Genomic DNA, 9,589 nt, shown 5'->3' with positions numbered 1-9,589 from the left:
CCGGTTCTGCAGGGGTTTCATGGCAATGAATTACTTTATTTGAAAGGAAATAAAAGTCATGTCTCTACCTACCACTATACAACTTAAAAAGATAGATGATGTCTTTAAAGAATATCTTTCGGAAGAAGAAATAGCAGAAGCTGACAGAGAGGCTGAGAAAGAATTAGAAACATTAAGGCTTTTGCATGAAGATGTTTCTAAATTTGCTTCAAAAGTAATGGCTGAAAATAATCTTGGTTTTAGGGGTTTTGCAAAAGAACATGAATTAAGTTTATCAATGGCTTCAAAAATTCTAAAAGGCTCTGGAAATCTAACTTTAGAAACCATTGCTCATATTGCGTTTTGCAATGGAAAAAAAGACCATATTGTTTTTACTGATTAAAAAACCAAGACAAAGAGCAGTTGCGCTATCACTTTTAGCTAAATCTGTCGGGTATCGCTATTCAACTCTAGTTTATTTAATTCGGTTAATAAAATCATAAAGAAACATAATAATTTGTTCTAAAAAAAGATTTAAATTTTTAATTTATATTTTTTTAAAAGGGATTTATAAACAAAAAGAGAAATGGTGACAAGGAGTGGACTTGAACCACCGACCTGAGGATTATGAGACCTCCGCTCTAACCAGCTGAGCTACCCTGCCACAATCGTGAATGAAGCAAATAGTATGATATTTTATAAAAGTCAAGTGAGCTTCGTTTGATGTTGGTCTAAGGAAGCTCTCTTTTTTTATACGGAAGAAGATTCGCCTTCTGAGGAGGAGTCTTTTTTCTTTGTTTTTTTAACGACTTTTGCTTTATTAGCCGATTTTTTTTCTGTATTTTTAGGGGTTTTAACTGTTTCTTCGCCTAAAAGAGCTTTTCTGGAAACAAATTTAAATTCAAAGTTTCCATTGTCTTTTAAATGAAGAGCAGCGGCAAAAGGGCGCCCTTTTTTAGATTTAAAGTCGGCGATAGGTGGGGTGGAACCTGTAATGATAAAAGACTTGTAGTCTTCTAGGCTCATTTCGCGTCCACATAAAACACGAGGCATGCGTGAAATGAGTCGTTTTATCTTTTTAGGTTTTGCAGGTTTCTTTTTCGCTTTTTCTTCGGTGGAGCCCTCTGCGGAAGCTTTTTTACGACCTCTTTTAGGCTTTGTTTCCACAGCTTCATTTGCCGCTGTTTCGGCAGCGGGTATTTGGACACCAAACTCACACAAATAGGCATTTTCTGTTACTTTTACTAAACCTGGTAACTTTAAGAAGGTTTCTGGTAAAGGTTCTTCATGTAGGACAACAACATCATATCCTGTAGCAGATTCTTTTGGATCTCCATTTTGCTCACAAAAGATAATGCCTTTGACAGGGGAAATGGTCAAATACTCTTCAAAGTGGGAGGTGCCATTGGAGTTGCTAAATTCAAAGGGGCCAGCAATGTTTTTTGAAAGAACTTCTTCAACAAGGCTGCGATCAATGTATCTTTGATTTTTTTCTTTCCAAATAATAAATGTGCATTCATCACCTACTTTTTCTTTGCTATTGCCAGCTAAGTTGCATTTATATCCCCAAAAGCCTTCAAATACCTTTCCTTTTTTACAGACAGGACAACTACCTAAAGAAGGATCGTGTTTAAATATGGCATCGTATTCAAATGTGCGTGCTTTATCTACAATAGAAGAAGTAAAATCAAACATATCTTGCATAAACTCAGAACGTTTTTTTTGTCCTTTTTCCATTTTACGAAGATCGAATTCAATTTCACCTGTGAGCTCTACTTTGGAAAGAGTATCAATAGGAATACGGCTCAAGACATCGACTAAGCGAATTCCTTTTGAGGTGGCTCTTAAAGATTTCCCAAAACGGCTTACGTATTCTTTGGCAATTAAATTTTCGATAATATCGGCACGTGTTGCTGGGGTGCCAATTCCTTTGTCTTTAAGCACTTCGGCAATTTCTTCGTCCGCAATGGAGCGTCCGCAATGTTCCATTAATGAAAGTAATTTTGCTTCAGTAAGACGTGCAGGTGGTTTTGTCGCATTTGTTTGTGGGGTGATATCTTCTGTTTGCACAGGTGTCACAGCCTCTGGACTTTTTTCATTTAGCTTTGGAAGTTTGCTTTCTTCCTCAGTATCGAGTCCATAAACTTCACGCCAGCCTGGTTCTTGAAGATCTTGAACACGAGTTCTAAATGTTTGGGAACCGACTTTTGTGAGGCGTTCTACTTTTGCCCAAACAGCATGAGGCATGAAAGCGGCAAGAAATCTTTTTAAGACAAGATTATAAATGCGTGCGTCATCGCCATCTAATTTTTCTGAAGGAAAGTGACCTGTTGGGATAATGGCAAAGTGATCGGAAACATGTTTGTCATTAAATATACGTTCTTTATTTAATAATCCTGTTTTTAATATTTTTTGACAAGCTTTTGTAAATTCTGTTGGAATTGCGGAAAACTCTTTAATCACATCTGTTACGTTGTTAACATAGTCTTCAGGAAGGTAACGAGAATCCGTTCTTGGATAAGTTAACAATTTGTGTTTTTCGTAAAGTCTTTGAGCTGCTTGTAATGTTCTAGATGCAGACATGCCTAATTTACGGTTTGCTTCGCGTTGCAATAAAGTTAAATCAAATAATTGAGGAGCAATTTCTTTAGATTCTTTTCTTGTTTCAGAAGCAGTTGCTTTGCCTTTATTTAAATTAAAATCATTTAAAATTTGATCCAAACGTTCTTTTGAAAAAATGCGATCTTCTTTTTCTGAATAATGTTGAAGATCGTCTTCGTCAGAAGAAACTGGTTTTTTAAAGTTAGGATCAAACCAAACACCAGAATATTCATGACTAGAGGTAGAAAAGCGTCCCTCAATGGTAAAATAAGGTTCTGGTCTATGTTTTAAATGTTCTAATTCACGTTTTGCGATAAGAGCAAGAGTGGGTGTTTGTACTCTACCAACAGACCACACGCCTTTCGTGTTTCTTGATTTTAATCTTTTTGTGACAGCACGAGTTGCGTTCATGCCAATAAGCCAATCGCTTTCGGCGCGACAGCGAGCGGCATCTCCAAGATTGTCATATTCTTTTCCAGGTTTAACTAAATTAAATCCTTTGCGGATAGACTCAGGCGTCATACTTTGCAGCCAAAGTCTTTTAAATGGTTTATCTTGTCCGCAAAAATCAAATATTTCTCTAAAAATAAGTTCGCCTTCTCGCCCCGCATCGCAGGCGTTGATAAAACCGACAACTTCCGATTTTTTAGCAAGGCTTTTTATATGATTGAGTCGTTCTGTTTGCCCTTTTTTGGGTTTGTATTGAAATTCAGAAGGAAGAATAGGAAGATCTTGAAGTAACCAGCGCTTGTATTTGGGGTCTAATTCTTCGGGTTCCAGTAATTCTAAAAGATGACCTACAGCCCAGGTGATAAAATATTTTGGTGACTCATAGTAGTCGCCTTTTTTTTCGAATCCACCCAGCGCTTTTGCGAGATCTCCTGCAACCGATGGTTTTTCTGTTATGACGAGCCACTTAGAAGCTTTATCCATATCTCACCTTATCGTTATTCAAATCCTCATAAATTAATGAGGATTCATTTGCTGTAAAATGTTTTGGCCCAAATCTACTATATCCGAATGTTCGGACTTTGTTAGACTTCGTGCTGTTGTCCTTAAAGCAGACTCATAGTCTATTTTTGGAACTGAAAGCAAAACCCATACTATATAGAATCTTTCAGGACCGTTGTCAGTATCCCTTTGGCGATATTCCCAATAGACATCTTTGGGTAAAGCGGGTTGCGAAACAACCGCAAGTCTATTGCTTGTAACGACCTGAGAAAGCTCATAAAGAATAGAGTCTCTCTTTTTATTTGAGTTATTGGAAGAGGCTGGAAGTTTTGTAAGCAAAGTTTTTTGAATTTTGTTCATGATAAGATGTGAGGTTTGAAGAATCGCTGCGGATTGAGCTTGTTTAAGACCCAGATTTAAATTGTAAATATCAGTTTTTTTAAAAATAAGATAGATAGAATCTTTATCAACATTTTGTTGCCAATTATCTTGAATCCATTCTGGTTGATCTTTTTCACTCCTTTCAATAACTGTTTCTTTATTAGATAAAGTAATACAGCTTTGAATTGGTAAGAAAATAAAGAAAATCATTGTTGTGAAATAAAAACGGCGCCTTTTTTTCATAACAAGATCTCCTTATGAGATTTTAAATATCAAATATATTAAATTAATAATTTCTTCATTAATTTATATACTAAGCAAATTGCGAAGCGAGTTCAACTACATCTGTGCAATTAATAGGCAAGTTTTGCTCATCAATAGCATAAGAAATACTTGTTCCTTTTTTAAGGGTTTTTTCGCCATTCCATGAATGTATTGTGAACCCTGCTTCGGGCATGATTACATGGAAAGGAGCAACATCCCAAATTTCTACCTTTGGATCAATAAAAACTCTTACAGAGCCTCGTAAAAGCATATAATACCCTAGGGCATCAGAATATGTTCTAGATTTAAGATCTTTCCCATAAAGTTTTTGAATTAAATTATCTTTTTTTTCTAGATAAAATCGATAAACATCTGCAGTTGCAATTAATTCAATATGTGAACTACCAACCAAAGGAGTTTTATGATATTTTTCATCATTAATAAAAGCTCCTTTCCCCTTCATTGCACTCATTGTAATTCCTAAGGCAGGAAGACAAGCAATACCAATTATAGGTGTGTTACCTTTTAAAACGGCAATAAGAGAAGAATAAAAAGGAACATTATGTACAAAGCTAAATGTTCCATCGATAGGATCTAAAATCCATGTAAAGGATTCAGGATCATTGCCAATTTCTCCACCTTCTTCTTCTCCTAAAATATAGTGAGTTGGATGATTTTTAATTATAATTTCTCTTAATTTTTCTTCAATTTTTTTATCTGCAGAAGTGACCCATGATTTGTCATTTTTTAAACTTTGTGGGTCAATTCCATGTTTAAATTCAAGGCTCATTTGAGAAGCTACTTGTGCACATTGTTTTGCAGTTTTAAAAATTTCTTCTAATGAATTCATAAAAATCCTTTCACTTCATATTGCCCAACATCTTTGACAGTATTAGTGTATCTTCAATCAAAACGCAAAAAGCGTTTTAGCAAAGGAGCTATAAATCCATGTTAAATGATAATTTACATGATGAGTTAAGATTTCTCCAAACAAATAGAGCATTTTTAGGTAGGGAATTTCTCACTTGGCTATGGTTTAAAAGTGAAACGCAAAATCATAAACTTACTATTGGAAATTATGGAACATATCATCTTTATATCGATGACAAAATTGTCTTAAGTAGTACGAGTGGTTCGGTGCGTGAAAATAGTTTAAAGGGCGGAACGCCAGCTTATGCATTTGAAGCGGGAAGTGCTTTAGGAACTGGAAAACTTGTTCATGAGGCAAAATTTATTTTACAAGATGCAGAAAGACAATGGAGTTTTTCTATTTTAGGTGAAGATTTATCCTTAAGAAATGTAAGGTTGCCTTCTATTTCAGAGGCCGATTCCCAAGCTCATATTACTCAAAGAATTTCGTCATCTACATTATTAACAAATATTATAGATGAACTTTTTAAAAATTTTATGGATCTCAGAATATCGGATCATTTTCAAAATGAATTAACCAGCATTAGAGAGTGGATTGATAATAAAGTAACTATATAAGTTTATTTTGGACATAAAATGATAAATAAATTTTTTTATATCCTTTTTATGAATTTAGTTTTAATTGTTTTTTTTACTTCTTGTACTAGAAACAATGCCAATTTATTGAATAGAAATGAAAATGGATATGAAATACCAAGAGATATTTTATTTAATGGAGAATATTCTTCATCAAACACTCCAAATTATTTTCAAAAAACTACAATTAAAATTTTTGGAGATACAAAAATTATTGGTACCGCTCTTTCTTCAAATAATAAATGGAAATTTAATGGAGAATATGTAAATTGTATCTCTGTAAAAAAACCAGGAATCCCATTTTTAATTTATTCCCCAGATAGAGTTTCTAATTTAGAATTTTTAATTACATTTAAAAAAAAACTAAATTCTTTCGATTGTGATAATATTAATTTAAATTTAAATAAGACTAAAAAATTTATTTTAATAGAATTAAAAAATATATTTTCTGTCGGAACTTGTGAAATTGATTTTATTGTATCTACGCCTGATAAATTAAATCAAATTAATCGAAATTTAATATTTAAGTGGGGCGAAAATAGAGATTATTTATGTTTTGATAATTTTAAAAATAGATAAAATATTAAAGAAACAAAAAAAAGCAGGCAAATATTTTTGCCTGCTTTTTTTTGTAATGTAAAATTACTTAGCTGCTGGCGCTTCAGGAGCAGCAGGAGCTTGTGCAGCAGCGTCAGCTGGAGCAGCAGGAGCTTGTGCAGCAGCGTCAGCTGGAGCAGCAGGAGCTTGTGCAGCGGCATCAGCAGGAGCTTGTGCAGTAGCGTCAGCTGGAGCAGCAGTTGGTGCAGCGGCATCAGCAGGAGCAGCAGTTGGTGCAGCAGTTGGTGCAGCGGCATCAGCAGCTGGAGTTTCTGCTTTTGATCCGCAAGTGCTTGTGCATCCAGAAAGTAAAATTGCAGAAACGGCAAAAAGTGGGAGTGTTTTAAATGCCATGTTATATTCTCCAAGTAAAAAAAAGAGAGTTAAAAAATAAAAAGCAGCCATTTACCCTAGTTTGAAAATAACCTAATTAGAGTTTTGGCCAACCTGGTAACTATAACGAAATATATTGTGATATGTAAATAGTCAAGTCCATTTTTTATTTGTATAAGGATATCTTACTATGTTGAACAATATAAAATTAGAAAACGCTCTTAAAATTCTTTCGCAAAATAAGCAAAAATGGCTTAAATTGAATATTCAACTAAAAATTAGTTATTTAGAATCAGCAATGGATAGCTTAATTTTAGAATCGAAACAATGGGCTGAAGTATCTGCAAGAGCAAAAGAAGGTTCTGCAAATAGTGATATAGTTGGTCAAGAATTCTTAGCGGGTCCAGCAATTTTAATGAGACAATTAAGATATTTAATACAAGCATTAAAAGAAAATGGGAAACCAACTCCAAATAAAATATTTCAAAGAGATAATAAACAATTTGTTGCAAAAGTGATGCCAGAAAATATTAAAGAATCCTTTATTTGGAGAGGTTTTGAATCCGAAGTTTGGATACAAAAAGACAAGTATCCTACTCAAGGATCTGTTTATAGTGAAAATAATACGACACCAGCGGTGAGTTTAATCCTTGGTGCTGGTAATGTTTCAAGTATTTCTCCTCTAGACGCTTTGACTAAATTATATAATGAAGGAAAAGTGTGTATTGTTAAACTTAATCCTGTAAATGATTATTTGTTAGAGATATTTAATAAAATATTTGTTGACTTAATTCAAGATGGATTTTTATTTTTTGTTAAAGGAACAGGAGAGATTGGAGAATATTTATGTAACCACAATTTAGTGGATGATATAAATATAACAGGTTCTCATTTAACCCACGATAAAATTGTTTGGGGTAAGGGAACGATAGAAGAAATTAACCAAAAAAAATTAAATGACAACATGATTTGTAATAAAAATATAACCTCTGAACTTGGATGTGTCACTCCAGTAATTGTTGTTCCTGGAATATGGACGGATGAAGAGCTTATTTATCATGCTAGACAGATTGCAAGTGTTGTCGCAAATAATGCAAGTTTTAATTGTAATGCAATGAAAGTCATTGTTACTTGCAAAGGTTGGCAGCAGAGAGAATTATTTTTAAATTATTTGAGAATAGAGTTAAAATCGACTCCATCTAGAAAAGCCTATTATCCTGGAGCATGGGATAGATATTCAGGATTTTTAAAGCAATATAACCATGCAGAAATTATTGGAGATAATAAAGCAGGGTGTATTCCTTGGACATTAATTCCTGATATTAATACAAATAATTATGCTTTTGAAAATGAGGCATTTTGTGGGATAATTACCGAAACCTCAATTATAGCAAATAATGTAACAGATTTTGTCCATAAAGCGGTTGATTTTTGTAATAATAAAATTTGGGGAACATTGAGCTGTTCTTTGTTAGTTGATCCATTAACAAAAAAAATTCATCACAATGATATTGAGTATGCATTGGAAACGTTACGTTATGGTACTATTGGAATTAATTGCTGGTCCGCACTTTCTTATGCGTTTGCTTCTACGACTTGGGGAGCTTATCCTGGCGCTACTTTGAAAGATATTCAGTCTGGAATTGGAACTGTTCATAATGGGTTTTTATTTGATTTTCCAGAAAAGTCAGTAATTCATGCTCCTTTTACAATTTGGCCAACTCCAGCCTGGTTTTATACAAATAAAAATACATTAGAAATTGCAGAATGTTTAATTGAGTATGAATATTCACAAAGTGTTTATTCTATGATGAAACTTATTTTTGCTGCTCTAAAAGGGTAATTATTAAATTTTGTAATAATAAAAATTGATACAACTTGATCCTATCTTCAAAATAGAATACTGCTATATTTCCTTAATTTAGCATGTTTTAAGGAATTTCTTTGGGGGTGAACTGGTTTCGACGGAGAGAGTTGAGTGAAAGGAGCATGCAGGGGTTGGTTACAGCGCCTCTCTAAAACGTTGTGGCAGCCAGAAGTGGCAAAAACACTAATCTAGCTCTCGCTGCCTAAAAAACACAGAGCCGGTGACTTGGGTGCGGCAGCACGTGCATTCAAAATCGCCGTTAATTTACGTGCGGGTAAGCTCCGACTTCTGTTCGTAGTTTGACTTACCTATTAATCGAACTGGCTTGTGTAGTAGGGTGTCTTTCCCCGGCTATCAAGTAAGATTTAATGAAAGAAGAAGCATGTGGCGCCAATTGTGATGCCTATCCGGACCCGGGTTCGATCCCCGGCACCTCCACCATAAAACCCTACTATATGTAGGGTTTTTTTATGATATCTCTATAAAATGAATTAACAAATAAACAAATAAATTATGATTTTTTATGTCCTATAATGGCAAAATACGACACCCGTCTTTTTTTTCTTTACTAATAGCAGTTGGATATATTCTTCTAGGCAATACAATATTTGGAGTTGTTTGAACAAAGGCATTCTTATCTGTAATTTCAATAAAAGAAGCCTCCCACCCTTTTTCTGGCTTTTGAATAACAATTTTTAAGCGGTGATTTTTAGGTATAGGATATTCGGTTTCAGTATATTTTATGCCACATGCAAATCTAAAATCTCTTTCCGTTTCATTTTTTGCTTGCCATAAAGAAATTTTTTTAACATCTTTATTAAAAATTAGTCTAATTTCAATTAAATTTCCCATGTTTTTTTCTAGTATTTTATAAGAGATTATTTTTGATTTAAAATTTGAATTTAAATTATTACTAAAAGAAATAATTGAATTTTCAATAATGGGTTTAGATATAAAATGGCTTGAGTTTGGGACATATTTTAAATGCCAGTTAAGAGTTGAGAAAGATATTGTGAAGATTGAAGAAATAGCTCCAATTTGTTAGTTAATTGTTGCTTAAAAAAAAGTAACAAAGGAGCTACCAATGGATTGGCAGAACCAACTCATCAC

At 33.8% G+C, this 9,589-nt stretch carries 9 protein-coding genes, 1 tRNA gene and 1 other RNA gene; 5 read left to right on the top strand and 6 right to left on the bottom strand.

The annotated features are described in order from the left end of the window. The first annotated feature begins 58 nt into the window (after nt 1-58). The gene (locus ACIQ56_RS10495; RefSeq protein ID WP_397601011.1) at nt 59-382 is read left to right on the top strand and encodes a hypothetical protein; all 324 of its coding nucleotides are present in this window, start codon (nt 59-61) and stop codon (nt 380-382) included. Nucleotides 383-566: 184 nt separating this feature from the next. On the opposite strand, the gene ACIQ56_RS10490 is transcribed toward ACIQ56_RS10495, so the two are convergent. The 4 genes from ACIQ56_RS10490 to ACIQ56_RS10475 all read right to left on the bottom strand — a co-directional run bounded on the left by ACIQ56_RS10490 (nt 567) and on the right by ACIQ56_RS10475 (nt 5,026). Next, a tRNA-Met gene (locus tag ACIQ56_RS10490) sits at nt 567-643 on the bottom strand. A gap of 86 nt (nt 644-729) precedes the next feature. Beyond that, the gene (locus ACIQ56_RS10485) at nt 730-3,513 is read right to left on the bottom strand and encodes a DNA topoisomerase 3 (protein WP_397601010.1); all 2,784 of its coding nucleotides are present in this window, start codon (nt 3,511-3,513) and stop codon (nt 730-732) included. 33 nt (nt 3,514-3,546) lie between these two features. After that, entirely contained in the window at nt 3,547-4,155 is a 609-nt protein-coding gene (locus ACIQ56_RS10480; RefSeq protein WP_397601009.1) for a hypothetical protein, read from the bottom strand. Between the two features lie 70 nt (nt 4,156-4,225). After that, nucleotides 4,226-5,026 carry an inositol monophosphatase family protein gene (locus ACIQ56_RS10475; protein WP_397601008.1) on the bottom strand — a complete coding sequence of 267 codons (801 nt, stop codon included), beginning with the start codon at nt 5,024-5,026 and terminating at the stop codon, nt 4,226-4,228. A gap of 98 nt (nt 5,027-5,124) precedes the next feature. On the opposite strand from ACIQ56_RS10475, the gene ACIQ56_RS10470 reads away from it, so the two are divergent. Together ACIQ56_RS10470 and ACIQ56_RS10465 are read left to right on the top strand one after the other, a co-directional pair. Further along, entirely contained in the window at nt 5,125-5,664 is a 540-nt protein-coding gene (locus ACIQ56_RS10470; protein ID WP_397601007.1) for a hypothetical protein, read from the top strand. A gap of 18 nt (nt 5,665-5,682) precedes the next feature. After that, entirely contained in the window at nt 5,683-6,261 is a 579-nt protein-coding gene (locus ACIQ56_RS10465; RefSeq protein WP_397601006.1) for a hypothetical protein, read from the top strand. A gap of 63 nt (nt 6,262-6,324) precedes the next feature. Here the strand turns inward: ACIQ56_RS10465 and ACIQ56_RS10460 are convergent, their stop codons facing one another. Beyond that, nucleotides 6,325-6,633, bottom strand: a complete 309-nt coding sequence (locus tag ACIQ56_RS10460; protein ID WP_397601005.1) for a hypothetical protein — start codon at nt 6,631-6,633, stop codon at nt 6,325-6,327. A 169-nt stretch (nt 6,634-6,802) separates the two neighbouring features. On the opposite strand from ACIQ56_RS10460, the gene ACIQ56_RS10455 reads away from it, so the two are divergent. Beyond that, on the top strand, nt 6,803-8,455 hold the full coding sequence (locus ACIQ56_RS10455; protein ID WP_397601004.1) for an NAD-dependent aldehyde dehydrogenase: 1,653 nt from the start codon (nt 6,803-6,805) through the stop codon (nt 8,453-8,455). A gap of 103 nt (nt 8,456-8,558) precedes the next feature. Beyond that, nucleotides 8,559-8,920: a transfer-messenger RNA gene (gene ssrA / locus ACIQ56_RS10450) on the top strand. An 87-nt stretch (nt 8,921-9,007) separates the two neighbouring features. On the opposite strand, the gene ACIQ56_RS10445 is transcribed toward ssrA, so the two are convergent. Then, on the bottom strand, nt 9,008-9,490 hold the full coding sequence (locus ACIQ56_RS10445) for a PhoPQ-activated protein PqaA family protein (protein WP_397601012.1): 483 nt from the start codon (nt 9,488-9,490) through the stop codon (nt 9,008-9,010). Between the last annotated feature and the right edge of the window lie 99 nt (nt 9,491-9,589).

The sequence above is a fragment of the Silvanigrella sp. genome (assembly GCF_044369315.1).
In the GTDB taxonomy this organism is placed as follows: Bacteria; Bdellovibrionota_B; Oligoflexia; order Silvanigrellales; family Silvanigrellaceae; genus Silvanigrella.
Note: the sequence above shows the minus strand (reverse complement) of the source record. Positions and strands in the feature narration are given on the sequence as shown.

Coding starts and splice junctions, on each gene's coding strand:
- ACIQ56_RS10495 (WP_397601011.1), top strand. CDS start 59: ATGTCTCTACCTACCACTATACAACTTAAAAAGATAGATGATGTCTTT.
- ACIQ56_RS10485 (WP_397601010.1), bottom strand. CDS start 3,513: ATGGATAAAGCTTCTAAGTGGCTCGTCATAACAGAAAAACCATCGGTT.
- ACIQ56_RS10480 (WP_397601009.1), bottom strand. CDS start 4,155: ATGAAAAAAAGGCGCCGTTTTTATTTCACAACAATGATTTTCTTTATT.
- ACIQ56_RS10475 (WP_397601008.1), bottom strand. CDS start 5,026: ATGAATTCATTAGAAGAAATTTTTAAAACTGCAAAACAATGTGCACAA.
- ACIQ56_RS10470 (WP_397601007.1), top strand. CDS start 5,125: ATGTTAAATGATAATTTACATGATGAGTTAAGATTTCTCCAAACAAAT.
- ACIQ56_RS10465 (WP_397601006.1), top strand. CDS start 5,683: ATGATAAATAAATTTTTTTATATCCTTTTTATGAATTTAGTTTTAATT.
- ACIQ56_RS10460 (WP_397601005.1), bottom strand. CDS start 6,633: ATGGCATTTAAAACACTCCCACTTTTTGCCGTTTCTGCAATTTTACTT.
- ACIQ56_RS10455 (WP_397601004.1), top strand. CDS start 6,803: ATGTTGAACAATATAAAATTAGAAAACGCTCTTAAAATTCTTTCGCAA.